Consider the following 21,299-nt stretch of genomic DNA (forward strand, 5'->3'; position numbering starts at 1 on the left):
TTTACAATTGATTATTTTTGACAAAAAATTATATGTAAGTTTGACATGTCAAAAAACAAGCCATAATTTTACAAAAATAGCATTTAAACCTTTGCATACAAACTTATTTAATATCGTTTTATTATCATTTTTCCTAACATTAGGATGTGGTAATTTATATTCGCAAGAGATAAAAAACAAAAAAAAGCCGTTATCAACTGTAAAACAATCAGATAAACCTGAAATTACAGTTGCAGATACTATAAAACTTGACACTGTTAGGACAAAAAAGACTTTTCTTGATGCGCCAACAAAATACAAAGCCAAGGATTACGCAAGGTATGACAAGAAAACAAATACCCTTACTTTATATAATGAAGCGGAATTATATTATAAAGATGTCGAGCTAAAATCAGGTATTATTGTACTTAATACGGAAAAAGATGAAGTTTATGCAGGAAGAATTAAAGATTCTGCCGGCGTTTTAATACAATATCCCAACTTTAAGCAAGGTGCAAGTGAAGTTCAGCCTGATTCTATTCGTTTTAATTTTAAAACTAAAAAGGCATTAATTTATAATTCAAGAACTGAACAGGGAGAATTTAAAATTAAAGCTGCAGTTACTAAAAAAGAAAATGATTCGGTTTACTTCTTAAAAGGAGCCATTTTTACCACTTCAAAAGATATTGATAACCCTGAATATTATTTCCAGACGAATAAAGTAAAATTTATTCCCGGTAAAAAAGTAATTACAGGTTTGACCAATATGGTTATTGCAGATGTTCCTACTCCACTGGCTTTGCCTTTTGCTTATTTCCCTATGAGTCAGGAAAAAAGTGTTTCTGGTATTATCATTCCAAGTTATAACGACTCTAATACACGAGGTTTCTCTTTGCAGAATATGGGGTATTATTTTGCCTTAAGCGAAAATTATGATTTGACGGTTTTAGGAGATTACTATACTAATGGTAGTTACGCCATGCGTTTTGAATCTGCTTATGCAGAGCGGTATAAATACAGAGGAAACATTAATGTACGTTTTGAAAACCTGATTAATAGTGAGCGTGGCTATCCGGATTACAGCAAACAAAGCATTTACAACATTCAGTGGTCGCATGCAAAAGACACAAAATCGAATCCAAATTCAAGCTTTTCTGCCTCTGTGAATATGGGTAGTAGTAAATACTTTAAAAGATCGATCAATCAGGCAAACGTAGGTTCGAATTTAAATAATACATTAAATTCATCGATCTCTTACAACAAAACATTTAATACAATACCACAAGCGCGTTTCTCATTGACCGCAACACATTCGCAAAATACGCAAACAGAACAAATTCAGATGACATTGCCGGCTTTACAAGCCAGTGTAGATCGTGTATATCCTTTTGTTGGAAAAGATGGCGTTAAAAAAGGTCTTATCAAAAACATCAATTTACAATATAACTTAAGTGGTAAAAACAATTTTAATACCACAGATTCCTTGTTTTTTAAACCTCAAATGTTTAGAGATGCACAAATAGGTATGCAACACAGTATTCCTATTAGTACCAATTTTAAAGTATTTAAATATTTTAGTGCAGGAGCATCTACCAATTATCAGGAAACCTGGGTTACAAAAACTATAGATAAAAATTATGATTTCGATCAAAGTAAAGTAATCGATAAAACAGTAAATGGTTTTGACGCTTACAGAACTTATAATTTCAGTACAAACTTAGGAACAACAATTTACGGTACCTTTAATTTTGGCAGTGACAAAAAAATCCAATCCATTCGTCACGTCATGAGACCAACCGTTACTTATTCTTACACACCAAGTTTCGATCAATATTATAACAATTATACGGTTGATGCTTCCGGAAGAATTTCTACGTATTCGAGATTTGACGGCGGTATATTTGGAGCTCCCGGAAAAAGCAATTCAAACATTGTATCCTTCGCTTTAAGCAATACTTTTGAAGCTAAAGTAAGAGACAGTGACAGTACAAAAACAGAACCTAAAAAGATAATGCTGCTGAACAATTTAAACTTCAGTACAAGTTATAATTTTAATGCTGACGGAAAAGAAACTTTAGCGTGGCAACCTGTTCTTGTAAGTGGTGGAACTCAGCTTTTTGACAATAAAATGAATGTGAATTTTGGAGCTACATTAGATCCATATGCAATCGATAACGGAGGCGCAAGAATCGATACTTACAATATTGATAATGGCGGAAGTTTGTTTAGAATGACAAGTGCTAACGTTACCTTAAACTATTCGTTCTCGAACAAAGGAACTGAAAAAGACGAAAACAAGCAAAGTGAGCGGAATGGTGGTCGTAAGGATGATTTATTTGGTACCAATACGGATTTAAATGACAGCAGAAACAGTCAATTTGCAAATGAAAAAGATGATGACAAAGATGTTATAACTGAATTTTTTAATTCTAAAATTCCGTGGGACATGACCATGGCTTATTCATTGACTTATTCGAATGTAAATCGTGAAAATAAAATTACAGGTAATTCTATAATGATTTCGGCCAATATGGATATTACCCCTAAATGGAAAGGCGGAGTTTCGACCGGTTACGATTTTGTTCAAAAAGGGGTTACTTTTACCCAATTTCGTTTCGAAAGGGATTTATTAAGCTGGAGAATGGCTTTTAACTGGTCTCCTCTGGGTGTAAACTCAAACTGGAATTTCTTTATTGGAATTAAATCCGGAATGCTTAGTGACATCAAATGGAACAAACGAAGTACTTCTAACCGATAATTCACATATCATTTAAACATACTATTTTAGGTATTATGAAATTAGGTTTAAAATTTAATCTTAATTTCATAATGCCTAATAATTTATAATTCTTCAATTTAGTCCTTTAAATAACTATTATTATGAAAAAGATCATTTTTACAGAGAAAGCACCAGCTCCAATTGGACCTTATAATCAGGCGGTATTATCAGGAAACACACTTTATGCTTCTGGTCAGATTGCAATAAATCCAGCTTCGGGAGAGCTTGTTACAGAAAACATCAATGATGAAACAAAGCAGGTAATGGAAAACATTGCTGCAATTTTAGAAGCTGCAGACATGACTTTTGAAAACGTAGTTAAAGCTACTATCTTCATTATGGATATGAATAATTTTGCTGCAATAAACACTATTTACGGTTCTTATTTTAATGAAAAAACTGCTCCGGCACGCGAAACCGTGCAAGTGGCATGTTTACCTAAAAACGTAAATGTCGAAATTTCTATAATTGCTGTACAATAGCATTCAACATTAATTGTGCCGTTGCTTCGTTAGTCGCCAACGGCACATTATGAACATCACAAATCCTGAGCAGCATATTCACATCTACTTCGTGGGCATGGTTTGCTAAAGGATCTTTAAAGAAAAAGACAGCATTAATTCTTCCTTCTGCCACTTTTGAAGCAATCTGAGCATCACCTCCCATACTGCAAGGCAACATCTTTTTTATTTTAAATCCTGATTTTTCTGCATTTCTTCCCAATAATCCGGTAGCTATAAGTTTTACCCTTTCATGTTTTAATGTAAGTCCGTTTTTTATAAGAAACTGAATCATATCTGCTTTTTTATTATCGTGTGCAATAATTGCAATTGTATGTTTTTTCATAATTTAACAATAAATTTATTATCAAAATTACACTAAAAAAACAAGCTTACACCATTAAAACAATGATTAACAGAGTAAGAGAGTTAAAAACCAAGGACTACAACATCTATCTTGTCTTAAACAAAAAAACCGCTTCAATAAATGAAACGGTTTTAAATATTAGATAATATGTAATTTTCTACAATTGCAATGCGATGGCATTAAGTAATAGCTGAGCAGAAGCTTCGTTTGTTGCAAGAGGCACATTATGCACGTCACAAACACGAATAAGCATGTTAATATCGACTTCATGAGCGTGGCTGGCAAGTGGATCTTTAAAAAAGAAAACCATCTGCGTTTTGCCTTCGGCTACACGAGCAGCAATCTGCGCATCACCTCCCATTGGTCCTGAAAGCTTTCTTTTTACCTTAAATCCAGCGTTTACAGCTTTACTTCCGGTAGTTCCTGTTGCGATTAATTTAATGTTTTCCTGAAGAAGAAGGGTTTTGTTTTTATTTAAAAACTGAACCATATCTGCTTTCTTTCCATCGTGAGCTATAATAGCAATTTCCATATGTTACTTTTATTATTGATTAGCAACATGATAAGCTATCAATCCATCAATAGGTCTTCTTAAAACATTACCCAATTGAAGTTCGTACTTATCAAACGTTTCCTGTAATTCGTCTTTCAGGTAAAAAGCAATTGAACCAACAAAATGAACCGGAATTTCTTTACAGTTATCATACTGTTTGATGTAGTTTTTTACAAAAGATTTCATTCCTTTAAAAATGATTTTTCTGCAAAACTCAGTGTCTTTATGTTTGATTAGAAACTTTGCAAAAGTTGCTAAATAAGCATTTGGATTTGGTTCTTTGTATAATTTATTTTTGATAAAATCAGGATCTAAATCATATTCTTTTTCAAATTCAACTGCCAATTCTTTTGGCATTTTATTGAAATAATATTTTCTGATTAATTCTTTTCCAAAAACATTTCCACTACAATCATCCATGGCAATATACCCTAATGACTGAACTTTTTGATGCAATAATTTTCCATCAAAATAACTACAGTTAGAACCTGTTCCTAAAATACTTACGATTGCCTCTTCTCCTTTTGGAGTTGTTGCATAAACCGCTGCATAGGTATCTTCATGAACTTCTACTATAGCGTTGCTAAAATATTCCTGAAATATTTGAGAAAGTGAAGTTTGCATTCTCTCCGTTCCACAACCTGCTCCGTAAAAGAACAAATGAGTGGCATTTTTTTTATTTTGCAGAATATCAAAACGGTCGTTTAATCTTGAAATAATTTCAGGACCGTCAAGAATTTCAGGATTTAATCCTAAAGTTTGTGTGGTGAATAATACTTTTCCATTATCATCAATTGCAATCCAATCGGCTTTAGTAGATCCACTATCAACTATTAATTTCATTTTATTTAGTTTTTGGATTAGTTTTCTTTAACTAAATAAAAAGTGTGTTTTTTACATTAATTAAAGGCATAACAAAATAAGAAAATCCCGTTACTTTGAAATAACGGGATTTTGCAAAAATATATAATATTATTTTAAACCTGCGATATGCACAGATAAATCAATCAATTTACTAGAGTATCCGTACTCATTATCGTACCAAGATACAAATTTGAAGAAAGTTGAATTTAAACCAATTCCTGCAGTTGCATCAACGATTGAAGTTCTTTTGTCAGAAATAAAATCCTGAGAAACAACAGCATCTTCAGTATATCCTAAGATACCTTTTAAGTCTGTTTCAGAAGCTTTTTTCAATACAGCAAGGATTTCTTCGTAAGTAGTTTCTTTTGCAACTTTTACAGTTAAATCTACTACAGAAACGTCAGCAGTAGGAACACGGAAAGACATTCCAGTTAATTTTCCATTCAAAGAAGGAATTACTTTTCCAACAGCTTTTGCAGCTCCTGTAGAAGAAGGAATAATGTTAATGCTTGCAGCACGTCCACCTCTCCAGTCTTTTCTAGAAGGACCATCAGCAGTCATTTGAGTTGAAGTTGTTGCGTGAACAGTTGTCATTAAAGCTTCAACAATTTCGAAGTTATCGTGAATAACTTTAGCTAAAGGAGCTAAACAGTTTGTAGTACATGAAGCATTAGAAACAACTAAATCAGAAGCTTTTGCAGTTTCATGGTTTACTCCCATTACAAACATTGGAGCATCTGCAGACGGAGCAGAAATAATTACTTTTTTAGCACCACCTTTAATGTGCTCATTTGCAGTTTCGATAGTTGTAAAGATACCAGTACATTCAGCAACTACATCAACATCAACTTCATTCCATTTTAAGTCAGCTGGATTTCTTTCTGCAGTGATACGGATATTTCTTCCGTTTACAAAAAGTTTTCCTTCTTTAACTTCTACAGTTCCGTTGAAACGACCGTGAACTGAATCATATTTTAATAAATAAGCTAAGTGATCAACATCTAACAAATCGTTGATTGCTACCACTTCTACATTATCTCTGTTGAAAGATTCTCTAAAAACGATTCTTCCGATACGTCCAAATCCGTTTATTCCTAATTTTACTTTTGACATTTTACTTAATTTTTGCTTTTGTTTTTATTACACTAATTTAAAGTCTAATTTCCTCACAATAAACTTCTTTTCCTTTTTAAACTTTTATATTATGTTGACATGATATCAGATACTCTCAACAACTCTCTATCAATTTCAGATTTCCCTTTAATTGCTTGTTCAAGAGGCGTTAAAGCAACTTTATCTGCCTGTAAACCTACCATATAATTTGACTTACCTTCTATCAAAGATTCGACAGCTTTTACACCTAAACGGCTTGCAAGAACACGATCAAAACAAGATGGCGAACCACCACGCTGCATGTGTCCTAATACAGATACCCTTACATCATACTCAGGTAAATTAGCCTCAACGTAATCTTTTAATTCGAATACGTTTTTACCAATTTTATCACCTTCGGCAATAACAACTATACTTGATGATTTTCCTGAAGCTTTACTTTTTTGAAGAGAATCCAGTAATCTGTCCAGACCTAAATCTTCTTCAGGAATAAGAATTTCTTCTGCACCTGCGCCAATTCCGGCATTAAGAGCAATGTGTCCGGCATCTCTACCCATAACCTCTACAAAGAAAAGACGATTATGTGAACTTGCCGTATCTCTAATTTTATCAATACAATCCACTACAGTATTCAAAGCAGTGTCATACCCTAAAGTATGGCTGGTACCAAAAATATCATTATCGATTGTACCCGGAATTCCCATAACCGGGAAACCGTATTCTGAATTAAAAATCAATCCTCCGGTAAAACTTCCGTCACCACCTATTACAACCAGAGCATCAACTCCTGCTTTTAATAGATTTTCGTGGGCTTTTTTTCTACCTTCCGGTGTTCTAAACTCAACTGAACGAGCAGATTTTAGGATCGTTCCGCCTTTGTTTACAATATTATTTACGCTTCGAGGTCCCATTTCTTTGAAATCTCCTTCGATCATTCCCTGATACCCTCTATAAATTCCTATGCATTCTATATTATGATAAGCACATGTTCGAACAACTGATCGTATTGCGGCATTCATTCCTGGTGAGTCTCCTCCCGATGTAAGAACACCAACTTTTTTTATTGTTTTTGGCATTATTTAAGTATTAAAGTGTAAAATTAGCAAACATTCACCACTTTTCGGGTTATGTTTATAATAAATTAATAAAATATGTTAAATTCAAACGTTTTCGTTAATAAGTTTTTCGATAGTAAAAAATTCATTTAAAATAATAAAAGCCACTTATTTTAATTAAATCTTTAAAATTAACAATACATAAATGAAGTGTTATAAAAATCTATAACTTTAAATGTATCTGAAAATTTAATGAGCCGCTAAATTTAGCATAAAAAAACCATTCGCAGTAACGAATGGTTTTATATATAGTTTATTTTAACAATCTTTTAGAAATCATTGTCCGGAATCAGTCCCTCATTATTATTTTGAGGCGGTGGTTTTTTCTGTTCTTCTTTCTTCTCTGTTTTCTTTTTATTCTTTTCGGAATCTTTTTTATTAGAGAAATTAACGAAATCAGGATTTAGATTAGAATCCTGCAAATCATCCGGAGAGCTTTTTATGGCTTTCTCTAATTTATGGCTTTTAAATAGTTTGTTCACCAATTCGCTAAAAGTATCAAAATCTACCTCATACGAAATACCAACTCCTTGTGTATAACCAATTCCTTGTCCTATATAATTAATATCATTTTCTTTATTAAACAAACGCAGGTTCATAGATCCGTCTTCATTTACCCTGTATAATATTTCGATATCCCCAACAATTGCAGATTCGTTTACACCACCAACCGGAACTCCTAGTTTTCCGTTAATCGTGATTCTTTCATTTACTTGAGAAGTTATATTTGCCACAAACTGACCGTCAGCTTCCTGACCTAATCTTTTATCAGCAGAGATATAATTTAAATCAATATTGACTTTATCATTATCAGATTTTATGATTCCGCCTAATAAACTCGAAGCGGTTTCTGATAATGTTCCGGACAAATCGCCCTGACTAAATCCATCTGTACTCATAAACGAACCTGTAGACAATAAGTATAGCGCCTGTGTCTGGCGAATATCTTTATCATCTAACTTATATTGTATCTCTGATTTAAGAACATTGCTGACTGATGGAAACTGAATATCAAAATTAGGTTCCGGACTCGTTAAATCTCCTCTTAATCCAATAACAACTTCTACCGGCACTTTTTTATTAAATGACGAAGTATTATCCAGCAACACAGCAGGATTTGCAGAGGTTTTATAAACCGCTTCAAGATTTAACTGTGCTTTCATAGGGTTTCCTTCCCAAATAATAGATCCTCCTTTTTTAACAGAGAATTTTTTATCGATTAATCCACCGTATTTAAAGTTATAAGTTCCTTCGTATGCCTGGAAATCTCCCCACATATTAAATTTACCCAGCGTATTGATTTTAAACAACAATGATCCATATCCTTTTCCTTTCATACCGTGTCCGGAATTTCTATCCAGAATCACTTCGACCTCGGCATCAGGCGTAATATCAAAATCGAACTCTAGTTCAAGACCATTATAATTTCTGGATTTTTCGACAATACCGTTGGCTAAATTATATTTCTCTTTTGGGGTCACAAAATGAATCCAACTGCTCTCTCCTACGCTTTGGGCGTTATTGATAGGAATCTTGACTTCTGTTCCTTTCTCAGATTTTGCATCTACCTTTATAAACAAACTTTCTGTTGGGCCTTTTATACTTGCGGTACCATTTATAAATGCGGTACCAAAATAAGCAGCATCTTCACTATCTTTTGTATCCAGCGCCAATAATCGTTTTGACGTTATGGTTAGATCCAGCTTCCAGTCTCCAAAATTATGATGTTCAATACTACCGTTCAGCAATCCTTTTGTCTGGTATTTGGTATCTGTTAACTGATTATTTCTAAATAGAAACTTTTCGTCTGTTAAATCAATAACCGTTCGATCACTTAACTCATAATCTGTATTAAGGTACGGAACTGTCATTCCGGCTTTTTCTACGTACAAACGTCCGTTTATTTCCGGTTTTTTCAGATTTCCTACAACTGCGGCATTTCCTGAAACAGATCCTCTCACATTCGAGAGAACATCGCCTCCAACAGTTCCTAAAGTTGCCAGATTAAAACCTTCGAGCTTTAGATTTAAATCTAAGAAAGTCTCTTTATTCTCGATTGCAAAAGTTCCGTTTGCCCGGAACGATTCTGTAAAACCATTTTGAATAGAGGAATTTATCGTGAATTTCTTAAAACTTTCGTCTCCCGAAATATCAAAATTCAAAGTTCCTAAATCAATTTTATTCAAATTAAGATGATCAATAGTAATGGCCGCTGTTGGCTGATAGACATTCTTATTCTGCTTATAATTGATGCTTCCGTTCAGATTACCATTAAACACAAATTTAGAAGTCAAAGGTGTAATCTTATTGATATCAACATCTTCAAAATTCAGCACAATATCCTTATAATCGTTGCCCTTTATGACTCCGTTTAAATCAATTTTCTGATTTTCATGTGATAAAATGATGTTATCAATTGTAAAGTTTTTAAAATACTGATCAAATACAATCTGATTGTCTTCTTCTGAATTTTCATTTAAATACCATAAATAGTCTTTAAATTTCATTTCTGATTTCTTGATTCCAACAATATTATTTTTGTTTTTATCTATGGTATGATACAAATCCAGATTAAAATAATCCTGGCCTTTTTCTCCACCTTTAAACTCAGATCGAACAAACAAGGTATCTTTTGATGTTACATTTATCAAATTAAAATCTCGTATTTTATAATAAGGTGTTTTAATACTATCTAATTCGACATAAGCATTATAAAGCGGGTTTTTATTATCAATGCTAATTCGGATATTATCAAAAGTATTTTTTGCCGCCGTAATTTTCTGTGATTTAAACCTAAATTTAAATTCCTGCAAATCAGAGTCAATTTTTCCACGTACGACAGTACTTGAATCAACATTAATTTCCGGATAAAGCATTTCGACTACTTTATCATAAACATGAAAATTAAAACGCAAAAACTGACCTTTATTAACTTTATAAGGCTTGTAATTTGTATAAAGACTTCCTACAGAATTCATTACCAATTTTTCTAATTGGGCAAACTGAAATTTACCAACTATCTGGCCGTTTACAACATCTTTAGAATTAATGGTAATGGTGCGTAATTTATCAGCATCAAAATTTGAATTAACGGTTATTTCATCAAATGCATAAGTTGCTTTAGGATTTTGGTATACTGCATCTTTGATCGAAACAGTACCTTGCAGGTTCTCGATCGAGTTTCCGGTAACTTCAACAACTGCATCTCCTCTAAAACTGGAAATAGAATCATTTATGAATTTCAGCTTTCTTAAATTGGCATTTTCTACATTAATATGAAAATCATATTTACTTTCGCGCTTGCTCAAATCAACTAATCCATCAAAATTCAGGACTAAATTGGGATCATTTATAGAAACTTCTCCTTTATAATACGGTAATTTAAAATTACCATTAATAACAATATTATTGTAGGTGTATTTATTATAATCTAATTTCGAAATATCTCCTTTGATGATTGTGTTCAGGTATTTTTCAGTAAATCCAACACCATCAACATCTAAATTAAGGGTTGTCCTGCCAATATCTTTTCGATTCAGCAAAGCACCAACATTAAAATTGTCCAGAATAATATTTCCTGAATAGGACGCTTTATCGATAAAATCCATATTATTCATATGCAAATCCGCCTGTCCGTTTCCTAAATCAGTAATCATTTTAAAATTAGTTTCTAAAGCTGTTGTAGAAACTTTTGCCTTACCAACAATATTAAATGTACCAATTCTCTTGAGTTCCTTCGGAAGTTTTTTTCCTAAAATCCCGGGTAATATCACCACCAGATTATCATAACTGGAAATAAGTTTATCGAACTTTCCATCCATGGCAAACTTTTGTGTTTTGCTGCCTAAAAGATTTTTAAAGTTAATAGTTCCGTTAATCTTAGAACCATTCCTATCGCTTAATCTAAGATTTCTTAAATTAAGATTATTCAATGTTCCTTTTATCTTGGTTTTGATTTTAAAATGCTGGTTTTTACCTAATCCGTCATAAAAATAACGAATATCATTTGAAGCAAGTGAAGCTGAATCAAGTGCAACATCAAACTTTACTTTATCTGTAAAATGTAGAAAATCTTCTATTTTATAATTTAAAATAGCTTTACCGTAAATCCAGGATCTTTTGGTTTTAATCGCTAAATTTTCAACCTTAATTTGTTTTTTGGTATAAGTTAATTTTCCTGCGAAATTAGAAACATACAAACCGCGGTGATCTAAAAAAGAAAAACGGTGAATATTTGTATTTACATCTGGCCCATACAATTTAAAATCACTGATATAGGCATTTAATTTTTTGAAATTCAGGAATATTGGTGTGGTTTTATTTTCGTCTACCACAGAAAACTGACCATTTGATATGTATGCATTTCTGGCTGTAAGCAAAAAATGTCTCGTTGATTTCGATTTTTTACCTGACTCAAATAATTTAATAAACTTATTGATATTGTTTTCGTTCTCGTTTTTATAGGTTTTAAGATTAAAAATCAAACCTGTTAAACGAAGATCTCCAAAAATCAAATCTCCATCGAGTAATCGCTTAAAACTCAAAATATCTGTTGTAATAATATCAGAATAGATCAAAGTTTTTTTGTGATGATCCAGAATTACTACATTTTTAAGCTTAACACCTCCAAAAATATTTAATGCTACTTTCTCAACTTTAATATCAGCTTTAAAATCAGTTCTGAGAGATTCTGTTACGTAATGTGCAATTTTTGTCTGAACAAAAGGCAAAGACAGCGTTATAGCGAGTGCCAGTAAAAGTAAAATTAACCCAATTAGGGTTCGTGATATTATTTTCTTTACTGTTTTGATAGCTGCTTTTATTTTAGTTTTCTTTTAATTTATTTTGAACAGACAAAGAACGACTGTTTTTGATAAAAATTCTTTAATTTTGGCTTCTCCTTATAATTAAAGAAAATCAAATATTTGATTTGTCAAATATAATTCAAAATTCGTGCCTTTATATGCAAAATTCAGAGGTTTTTATTCTTGCCATCGAAAGTTCCTGCGATGATACTGCCGCCGCGGTTTTACATAACGATAAAGTACTCTCAAATGTTGTGGCCAATCAGTTAATTCACAACCAATATGGTGGTGTAGTTCCTGAATTAGCCTCGAGAGCACATCAACAAAATATTGTTCCGGTAATAGATGCTGCACTTCGCAAAGCAAATGTACAAAAAGATCAACTAACTGCTATTGCTTTTACGCAAGGTCCGGGCTTAATGGGCTCTTTGCTGGTTGGCAGTTCTTTTAGCAAATCATTATCATTGGCTTTGAAGATTCCGTTAATTGCTGTTAATCATATGCATGCGCATATTTTAGCGCATTTTATAGACGAAGAAGGTTTTGATAAACCTGAGTTTCCGTTTCTTGCCTTGACCATTAGTGGTGGTCATACTCAGATTGTGAAAGTAAACGGTTTTTTTGACATGGAAATCATAGGCGAAACTACTGACGATGCTGTTGGGGAAGCATTTGACAAGAGTGCTAAAATCCTTGGACTTCCTTACCCAGGCGGGCCTTTGATCGATAAATATGCCAAAGAAGGAAATCCAAAAGCATTTGCGTTTACAAAACCAAAAGTTCCCGGATTAGACTTTAGTTTCTCCGGATTAAAAACGGCGATTTTGTATTTTATCCAGAAGAAAAAACTGGAGAATCCCAATTTCATCGAAGAAAACCTGAATGATATTTGCGCTTCTATTCAATATACGATTATCGAAATTTTGATGGATAAGTTGAAATTAGCGGTAAAAGAAACCGGAATCAATCAAATCGCTATTGGCGGTGGAGTTTCTGCAAATTCCGGAATCAGAACAAGATTAAAAGAAAGCGAAGGAAAATACGGTTGGAAAACTTTTATTCCCAAATTCGAATACACTACAGATAATGCCGCAATGATAGGAATTGTAGGATATCAAAAATATTTATCAAGCCGTTTCGAAACTTCAGCAGTAGTTTCGAAAGCGCGAATTCAATTTTAATTATGCAATTATTTTACAATCCCGATATTGACGAATCAACAGAAAGTTTTGCTTTTGATAAAGAAGAAAGCAGACATATCATAAAGGTTCTCAGAAAAAAAGATTCAGACATTTTACATGTTACAAATGGTTTTGGTTTATTGTTTGAAACCGAAATTACATTGGCATCAGACAACAAATGTATTGTTCAGGTACTTTCGATAAAAAAATCTCCTGAACCAAAATTTCATTTGCATTTAGCAGTTGCGCCAACCAAAATGAACGATCGTTTTGAATGGTTTTTAGAAAAAGCAACCGAAATAGGAATTCAGGAAATCACGCCAATTATTTGTGATCGTTCTGAGCGAAAAGTAATTAATGCGGAGCGTTTTGAAAAGATTATCCTTTCGGCAATGAAACAATCCAACGAGACTTATTTGCCTAAATTAAACGAAGCGATTTCGTTTAAGGAATTCGTTAAACAACAAAATAAAGGCTTGCAATTGATCGCACATTGCGAAGAAACAGATAAAAAATCATTAAAAGATATTCTAAAACCCAATGAAAGCGTTACGATGCTTATTGGTCCCGAAGGTGATTTTTCTGAAAAGGAAATTGCATTGGCTTTAGAAAATAATTATCAGCCTGTTGCGTTAGGAAACACACGTTTACGAACTGAAACTGCTGCAATTGTAGCGTGTCATAGCGTTGTTTTTTTTAATGAAAGTTCTAATTAAGGAATTTTTGTTTTTCGCCGGATTAGTTGTGTTATTGAATTAGTTTGTCATTTCGAGGAACGAGAAATCTTCGCAAGAAACTCCGTAAGCAAAATGTCAATCTTTGTCGATTTTGCAACGAAGATTTCTCCTTCGTCGAAATGACAAAAAAGGCGAAATGATAAAAAGTAGTTCACAAAAAAGGTGCGATGACAAAAAATATAAAATTTTATGAAAAAAATATTTCTTTTGTTTTTATTGGTTTCAATTTCTTCCTTTTCGCAGGAAATAGCTTTGCTAAAATATAGCGGTGGCGGCGATTGGTATGCAAATCCTACTTCATTGCCCAACTTAATTAAGTTTTGTAATGCAAATATCAATACCAGAATAAAACCAAAACCTTCGACTGTTGAGCCTGGAAATCCGGATTTGCTTTCGTATCCTTTTGTGCATATGACGGGACACGGAAATGTAGTTTTTAGCGATTCTGATGTTAGTAATCTTAGAAATTATCTAAACGGCGGTGGTTTTCTGCATATTGATGATAATTACGGAATGGATCAATATATTCGAAAAGAAATAAAAAAAATATTCCCTAATAATAATCTTGTCGAAATTCCGGCAAATCATCCTATATTTCAAAAACCTTTTTCTTTTCCTACAGGATTACCTAAAATTCATGAACATGACGGAACGCGTCCTCAGGCTTTTGGGATTTTTATAGAAAATAAATTGGCTTTATTATATACTTACGAATGTGATTTGGGTGATGGCTGGGAAGATGCAGAGGTTCATAATGATCCTGCAGGAGTTAGGGACAAAGCCTTAAAAATGGGCGCCAATATTATCAATTATATTTTTACTAATTAAAATTCTAAAAGTGCAGCTTACTCACGAAGAAAATCAATTTGAGAGAAAAACATTTCCGATAACATTAGTTTGTGATCACATTTATTTTCAGCAGAATATAGGTTCGCTTTTTAGAATCAGTGAAGCTTTTGGAGTAGAAAATATTATCTTTTTAGGAAAAGATATTCCGCTTACGCCCCGTAAAATCAATAAAACATCACGAAGCACGCATCTTCATGTGCCTCATACTGTAATCGAACAAACAACTGAACTTGTCGATTACTTACTTCAGAATAATTTTGAAATTATTGCCTTGGAAATCGCAAGCAATAGCAAACCGCTAAAAGAAGTGGTGTTACCTGAAAACCAAAAAATTGCACTTTTAATAGGAAGTGAGATTGATGGAATTTCTGATGAACTTTTAAAAATTTCGAATCAAATTGTTCACATAAATATGTTCGGAAAGAACTCAAGTATGAATGTTGTACAAGCTGCAAGTATAGCTTTGTACGAATTTACTTCTTAATAAAATAGTGTTAAATTTTTGTAAGAACTAGACTATACAAGGGTTTGTAAAATTCTCACAAAATTATTATTGTAAATATTTTGTCACAATAGTTTATTTGTTATAAAATTGCGGTATAAATAACCAAATTTAATTTTTTATAACAAAACCCTAAATTATTATGAAAAAAGTTCTTATTACCGCATTCACAGCATTAGTGCTGTTTTCTTGTCAAAACGACCAAACAGAATCAGCAGATTCAAATGTAAGTGCTATTGCCCATCGCGGATGCGCAACTCAGGAAGTTTTAGAAGCTCAATTAAAAGCTGATCCTACTTTAGCTATCAGAATGAATGAGATCGAAGCATTTACAAACCAGGCTTTACTTACAGGTAAACTTGTAAATGGTAAAGTTCAAATTCCAGTTGTTGTTAATGTATTGTACAGAACAACTGCAGAAAACATCTCTGATGCACAAATCCAAACACAAATCGATGTTTTAAACAAAGATTTTAATGCATTAAACTCTGATTACAACAGCGTTCCTACTTTATTTGCAGGTGTAAAAGCGAATGTTGGTATTTCATTTGTTTTAGATCAGATTATCAGAAAATCTACTACAAAAACTTCATGGGGAACAAACGATGCCATGAAAAAAGTAGCACAAGGTGGTTTAGCGCCAACTTCTCCTACAACAAAACTTAACTTATGGGCTTGCACAATTGGTGGCGGAATATTAGGTTATGCTCAATTTCCTGGAGGAGCATCTGCTACTGACGGAGTTGTAGTTGACTCTAAATATTTTGGTTTATCAGGTTCATCAGCTGCTCCTTACAACTTAGGAAGAACTGCTACTCACGAAGTAGGTCACTGGATGAATTTACGCCACATTTGGGGTGATGCTACTTGCGGAAGTGATTTAGTATCTGACACGCCAACTCATAACACTGCAAATTACGGTGTACCGGCTTATCCTCATTACAGTACTTGTTCAGGAACTCCTGTAGAAATGACAATGAACTATATGGATTATGTTGATGATAACGCAATGTACATGTTCTCTAACGGGCAAAAAAGTAGAATGGCCGCTATTTTTGTAACCGGTGGAGCAAGAGCTGCATTTGGAATCTAAAAAAAACAGGTTAAAATAAATTGGGAAAAGCGAGGTGATATCACCTCGCTTTTTTTTGTTTAACGCCTCTATATAAAAGCTTTTTCCTATATTTATAATCTAAAATAGAATCATGATAACATCAAAAATTATTTCTAACGGAATTTTAAGAGCTTTAACAACAATCCTGGTTATTGTTGTCGTTTTATATTTTCTCTACGAAATACAAACAGTAATTGTTTACTTATGCATCTCACTATTACTGTGTCTAATTGCAAATCCGTTAGTACAATTTTTAAAGAATAAATTAAAATTCAGTAACTCTCTCGCAGCCACCACAACTCTAATTGTTTTTATATTAGCAATAGTGGGTTTTATATTATTATTTGTGCCTTTAATCATTTCTCAGGCTAATAATTTATCGCTACTCGATACCAATAACCTGCAGCAGCAATTTATGGAAACAGAGAAAAGTATCGAAACTTATTTTAATATTCAGCATGTTGATTTAAATAAGGTTTTAAAGGATTCTAAACTAACTTCTATAATTGATTTTAGCTACTTTACCGGTTTTCTAAATTCGATATTGAACTTTTTGGCAAATATGGGAATGGGATTAGTTTCTGTGTTTTTTATTACTTTCTTTTTTATTAAAGATCAGGACACTTTTAAACTAACTGCGCGTAAAATTCTTCCGGATAATAACGAAGATAAAATTCTGAATTCAATCACTAAAATCAACCACTTTTTAACCCGATATTTTGTTGGCTTACTGCTTCAGTTAACGGTCGTTTTTATTTTATATCTGATTGTTTTAATGATTTTTGGAAATAAAAATGCTTTTGTAATTGCTTTTTTATGTGCCATTTTGAACATCATTCCGTATATAGGACCAATTATTGGAACTATTCTGGCTGGAATTCTAACTATGATTAGTATGATTGGAAGTGATTTTCAGTCTGAAATTTTACCCCGAACTATATATGTAATCATTGGCTTTTTGGTGGTTCAGGCTATTGATAATAATATTAGCCAGCCTATAATTTCATCAAAAAGTGTAAATTCGCACCCGCTGGAAATATTTCTGATTACTTTAATAAGCGGAATTACTTTTGGAATTGTGGGAATGATTATAGCAATTCCTGTATTTACAATGGTAAAAGTAATTTTGAAAGAATTTTTTCCTGAAAACAAAATTGTCTCCGTATTAACCGAAAGAATCTAACATTGAACACTTCTATTTTGCGCCAAAATATTCAGGAATTTATAACTCAAAATAGTGGTGCATCGATTACAAAATTAGCGCTTCAGAAGAATCCGTTTCCTGAAATCGACTGGATTTTAATCTTAAATCAGATTGAAGCAAAAGCTAAGGCAAAAGAGAAATTGCCAACCTGGTTTATGACTGAGAATATCATTTATCCCAGTAAAATATCTGTTGAACAAACCTCATCTGAAAAAACAGCAGCTTATAAGGCTTCTTTAATTTCAGGCGAGAGTTTAATAGATCTTACAGGAGGTTTTGGAGTTGATGATTATTACTTTTCCCAAAAATTTAAACATATTGCTCATTGTGAGATAAACGAAGACTTATCTGCGATTGTAAAGCATAATTTTGAACAGTTAAAAGTAAAAAATTGTACTTTTTATGCACAGGATTCTACTACTGTTTTAGAAGAACTGAATCAAAAATGGGATTGGATTTATATTGATCCTTCCCGCAGGAATGATGCAAAAGGCAAAGTTTTTATGCTGAAAGACTGCTTGCCAAATGTTCCTGATTTACTTGATTTTTATTTTGAAAAAGCAGATTCAATTTTAATAAAAACAGCTCCTTTATTAGATATTTCGGCTGGTTTATCTGAATTGAAATTCGTAAAAAACATACACATTATTGCACTTGAAAATGAAGTAAAAGAATTGCTTTTTGAAATTCACAACCATTATTCAGGTGACATAACTATAAAAACAGCCAACTTAGTAAAAGACAAAATAGAAACTTTTGAATTTGTTTTGGGCGATGATACAGTTTTTGCATCCTATCATTTACCTCAAAAATATGTTTACGAACCCAATTCAGCAATTATGAAATCTGGTGGTTTTGATGAAGTTAGTTCTATTTTCGAAATTAATAAACTGCATAAACATTCTCATTTATATACTTTTGATGCGTTAATAGATTTTCCGGGACGAACTTTCGAAATCGAGAAAGTGATTCCGTATAGCAAAAATGAAATGAAAACGCAACTCGCCAATCAACAGGCAAATATTACTACACGAAATTTTCCGGACACGGTAGAAAACATTCGAAAAAAGTGGAAAATAAAAAATGGTGGAAATTTGTATTGTTTTTTTACAACTGATAAAAATGATAACAAAATAGTTTTAATTTGCAGAAAAATTATTTAAAAATGAAACCACTTATTACACTAACTTTTTTTTTATTAACCCTTACCGCGTTTGCTCAAAAACCATGTGAATACAGCGCAAATGTAAACGACTCGATTGGTACTTATAAAATAACCAACGAATATCTGATGAGCGAAAAATATTTTGGAGGCACGTTCAACTATGTTTTCTTTGCTCTGGCAAAAACGGATGGTATGCCAACCTTAAATTTACAGCTTATCCAGAAAAGTAAAGATTTTATAAAAGCGAATTGTTTTGACAAAAACTCAAAAGTCTTTTTGCAATTAGAAAACGGAAAAATAATAACACTTATCCATATCGACAGAGAAAGCTGTGGTACGCTTATTCATGACGACAAAGGTTTTGATAATCGTATAAATACCGGGATTTTTATGTTTATGAAAGAAAATTTCGAAGAGCTGAAAAAATCTCCTGTTGCCATTATGCGTATAAAATACCTGACTACTACAGAAGATTATATTGTAAAAAGAGAATTAACCTCTGAGTTAAACGGTAAAGTTTACAATCCGAATACGTATTTTATGGATAACATAAGATGTGTTGAATAATTATTCACAATTCCATTTTTGATTCGAGACTTTATCTTTTAAACCTGTTTTTAAATTATAATGCCACCACTCTGAATCAAATGAATTAAAGCCATTTTTTATCATTACTTTCTTCAGGTATTTTCTACTTGATTTTACATCGTTAGAAAGCATTGTATAATTATGACTGGCACGACTGCCAAAAAAGTCAAAAGGAGTTCCCATATCAACTTCTTTTCCATTAATATCAACTAACGAAATATCAACGGCTCCTCCTCTATTATGGATGGAGCCTTTTTTAGGATCTGCCACATATTGCGGATTCGAAACAATCTCCCACATTTTTTTCTGGATTGATAGTGGTCTGTAACAATCGTATAATTTTATTTTAAAACCTTTTTGCATAAAATCTTTATTGGCAGCTATTAAGGCCTGAACGGTTTTATAACGCAAGAGGCATTCTGCACAATCATATACTTTTGCTTTTAGAAAATTATCTTCGGTTGCATATTTCATATCGTAGATAAAATCATTACTGTAATCTCTTAAGTTTACAAAAGTCGTATCTGCAATTTCTTGATTTGCAGGGCTTGTATACATCTCATTTTGGGCTTTTGAAGAAACCAGCCAGAAAAGTGATACTATAAAAAATAAAGTTTTTGTGAATTGCATGTTGAGAGAGATTTTCTATAAAGTAAATATAGAAATAAAATAAGGATGCTAAAAAATAATAAAGAAATAAGATTTTCTCACTTATTCTAAATCTCTCCTGTCAGCATAATATTTTCTTTTACTCCTTTATTTTTTAACATTCTAAAGTGGGAACGAACTGCATGATAAAATGGATATGAAGTATACGGAAGATTATATTGCTGGGCATAACGCCGTATTATTGGCGTTATATAAGGGTAATACGTGTGCCCAACTCCTGGAAAAAGATGATGCGCGACATGATGCGTAAAACCTCCATATAAAAAATTGGCAAGTTTGCTGTTTGTGCTAAAATCTTTAGTCACAATCATTTGGTGCATTGCCCAGGTTGCCGAAAGATTTCCGTCATGATCTGTTTCGGGAAAGTGAGCATCTTCATCTACATGTGTAGATACAAGTGCAACAACGCCCAAAATACTTCCGCATAAATGCATCGCAAACCAAGCCGCTAAAATCACATACCAACGCTGATTTAGTGCAAACATTGGGATAAAAAGCAAATAAAACAGATTGATGATTTTTGCCGTAAACAACATAAAAATTTCCTTTTGGGGAATTTTGTCTACTACTTTTTTTACGTAATTATTTTTCCTGCCAAAAAAGTCTTTAAAGTCTCGTATATAAATCCAGTTTAAACTGTAAAACGGATAAATCAGCCACATATAAATATGCTGGTATTTGTGATAATTAAACAACGGACTATTGGGAAAAATCCTGATGATGTCACTTTGCTTAATGTCGATATCCCAATCCGGAACATTGGGATAAGCATGATGAAGATTGATATGCCGTCGTGTCCAGAGCCAGTGATTACCTCCAAAAAGTTCTAAAACATACATAAACCATTCGTTGTGTTTTGCTTTTTTGAAGAGTGCTCCATGTGCAGCATCATGAAATGCATTTATAAAAAGCATAATCATGGTGACACCACACAAAATATAAAAAAGGAATAATAACAGTGTGCTGTTTCCAAACAACAAAATGCAAGAATAAAATAGAAAGAAGAGCAATAAAAGCCCTAAAGACTTTATAATGTTGAATAGGTACAGGGATGAATTTTGTAAAATAGTTTCGTTCACTTCTGTGCGCATCTTTTTAAAAAAATCATCGGTACCGGCTTTGAGATAAACTGGTCGTTTTAATTTTTCCATAACAATTGTTGCTAGAAATTGGTACAACAAATTTAATAAAATTTCTTAAAACACAGAAAAACAA

At 32.6% G+C, this 21,299-nt stretch carries 18 protein-coding genes; 10 read left to right on the forward strand and 8 right to left on the reverse strand.

The window, feature by feature from the left end; all coding sequences use genetic code 11:
- The first annotated feature begins 40 nt into the window (after nt 1-40).
- Nucleotides 41-2,737, forward strand: coding sequence for a putative LPS assembly protein LptD (locus ASF10_RS12835; RefSeq protein WP_056250380.1), 2,697 nt, complete (start codon nt 41-43; stop codon nt 2,735-2,737).
- A 122-nt stretch (nt 2,738-2,859) separates the two neighbouring features.
- Nucleotides 2,860-3,240, forward strand: coding sequence for a RidA family protein (locus tag ASF10_RS12840; protein ID WP_056249817.1), 381 nt, complete (start codon nt 2,860-2,862; stop codon nt 3,238-3,240).
- Here ASF10_RS12840 and ASF10_RS12845 read toward each other — a convergent pair.
- The 6 genes from ASF10_RS12845 to ASF10_RS12870 form a co-directional block, all read right to left on the reverse strand.
- Complete coding sequence (locus tag ASF10_RS12845) at nt 3,221-3,604, reverse strand: methylglyoxal synthase (RefSeq protein WP_056249820.1); 384 nt, start codon at nt 3,602-3,604, stop codon at nt 3,221-3,223. The genes ASF10_RS12840 and ASF10_RS12845 overlap by 20 nt on opposite strands.
- Nucleotides 3,605-3,782: 178 nt before the next feature.
- Nucleotides 3,783-4,157, reverse strand: coding sequence for a methylglyoxal synthase (locus ASF10_RS12850; RefSeq protein ID WP_056249823.1), 375 nt, complete (start codon nt 4,155-4,157; stop codon nt 3,783-3,785).
- A gap of 12 nt (nt 4,158-4,169) precedes the next feature.
- Nucleotides 4,170-5,021, reverse strand: a complete 852-nt coding sequence (locus ASF10_RS12855; protein ID WP_055096472.1) for an N-acetylglucosamine kinase — start codon at nt 5,019-5,021, stop codon at nt 4,170-4,172.
- Nucleotides 5,022-5,150: 129 nt separating this feature from the next.
- Nucleotides 5,151-6,155: a type I glyceraldehyde-3-phosphate dehydrogenase gene (gene gap, locus ASF10_RS12860; protein WP_056249826.1), complete on the reverse strand. Its 1,005-nt coding sequence runs from the start codon at nt 6,153-6,155 to the stop codon at nt 5,151-5,153.
- A gap of 89 nt (nt 6,156-6,244) precedes the next feature.
- Entirely contained in the window at nt 6,245-7,231 is a 987-nt protein-coding gene (gene pfkA / locus ASF10_RS12865) for a 6-phosphofructokinase (protein ID WP_055096466.1), read from the reverse strand.
- 308 nt (nt 7,232-7,539) lie between these two features.
- Nucleotides 7,540-12,006, reverse strand: coding sequence for a translocation/assembly module TamB domain-containing protein (locus ASF10_RS12870; protein WP_056249829.1), 4,467 nt, complete (start codon nt 12,004-12,006; stop codon nt 7,540-7,542).
- A gap of 227 nt (nt 12,007-12,233) precedes the next feature.
- Between ASF10_RS12870 and tsaD the strand changes: the two genes are divergently transcribed.
- The 8 genes from tsaD (at nt 12,234) to ASF10_RS12910 (ending at nt 19,394) form a co-directional block, all read left to right on the forward strand.
- Entirely contained in the window at nt 12,234-13,256 is a 1,023-nt protein-coding gene (gene tsaD / locus ASF10_RS12875; RefSeq protein ID WP_056249831.1) for a tRNA (adenosine(37)-N6)-threonylcarbamoyltransferase complex transferase subunit TsaD, read from the forward strand.
- 2 nt (nt 13,257-13,258) lie between these two features.
- Nucleotides 13,259-13,972, forward strand: a complete 714-nt coding sequence (locus ASF10_RS12880; protein ID WP_056249834.1) for a 16S rRNA (uracil(1498)-N(3))-methyltransferase — start codon at nt 13,259-13,261, stop codon at nt 13,970-13,972.
- A gap of 210 nt (nt 13,973-14,182) precedes the next feature.
- Nucleotides 14,183-14,821, forward strand: coding sequence for a DUF4159 domain-containing protein (locus ASF10_RS12885; RefSeq protein ID WP_056249836.1), 639 nt, complete (start codon nt 14,183-14,185; stop codon nt 14,819-14,821).
- Between the two features lie 10 nt (nt 14,822-14,831).
- Nucleotides 14,832-15,326 (forward strand): TrmH family RNA methyltransferase, encoded by a 495-nt coding sequence (locus ASF10_RS12890; RefSeq protein WP_056249839.1) that lies wholly within the window; start codon nt 14,832-14,834, stop codon nt 15,324-15,326.
- 160 nt (nt 15,327-15,486) lie between these two features.
- Nucleotides 15,487-16,437, forward strand: a complete 951-nt coding sequence (locus ASF10_RS12895) for a zinc metalloprotease (protein WP_056249842.1) — start codon at nt 15,487-15,489, stop codon at nt 16,435-16,437.
- A gap of 112 nt (nt 16,438-16,549) precedes the next feature.
- Nucleotides 16,550-17,641, forward strand: a complete 1,092-nt coding sequence (locus ASF10_RS12900) for an AI-2E family transporter (RefSeq protein ID WP_056249846.1) — start codon at nt 16,550-16,552, stop codon at nt 17,639-17,641.
- A gap of 2 nt (nt 17,642-17,643) precedes the next feature.
- Complete coding sequence (locus ASF10_RS12905) at nt 17,644-18,825, forward strand: THUMP-like domain-containing protein (protein ID WP_056249848.1); 1,182 nt, start codon at nt 17,644-17,646, stop codon at nt 18,823-18,825.
- Between the two features lie 2 nt (nt 18,826-18,827).
- Nucleotides 18,828-19,394 (forward strand): hypothetical protein, encoded by a 567-nt coding sequence (locus ASF10_RS12910; RefSeq protein ID WP_056250384.1) that lies wholly within the window; start codon nt 18,828-18,830, stop codon nt 19,392-19,394.
- Here the strand turns inward: ASF10_RS12910 and ASF10_RS12915 are convergent, their stop codons facing one another.
- Entirely contained in the window at nt 19,395-20,045 is a 651-nt protein-coding gene (locus ASF10_RS12915; RefSeq protein ID WP_056249851.1) for a M15 family metallopeptidase, read from the reverse strand.
- A gap of 86 nt (nt 20,046-20,131) precedes the next feature.
- Complete coding sequence (locus tag ASF10_RS12920; RefSeq protein ID WP_056249854.1) at nt 20,132-21,235, reverse strand: fatty acid desaturase family protein; 1,104 nt, start codon at nt 21,233-21,235, stop codon at nt 20,132-20,134.
- Nucleotides 21,236-21,299: the final 64 nt, after the last annotated feature.

Source organism: Flavobacterium sp. Leaf82 (assembly GCF_001422725.1).
Classification (GTDB): domain Bacteria; phylum Bacteroidota; class Bacteroidia; order Flavobacteriales; family Flavobacteriaceae; genus Flavobacterium.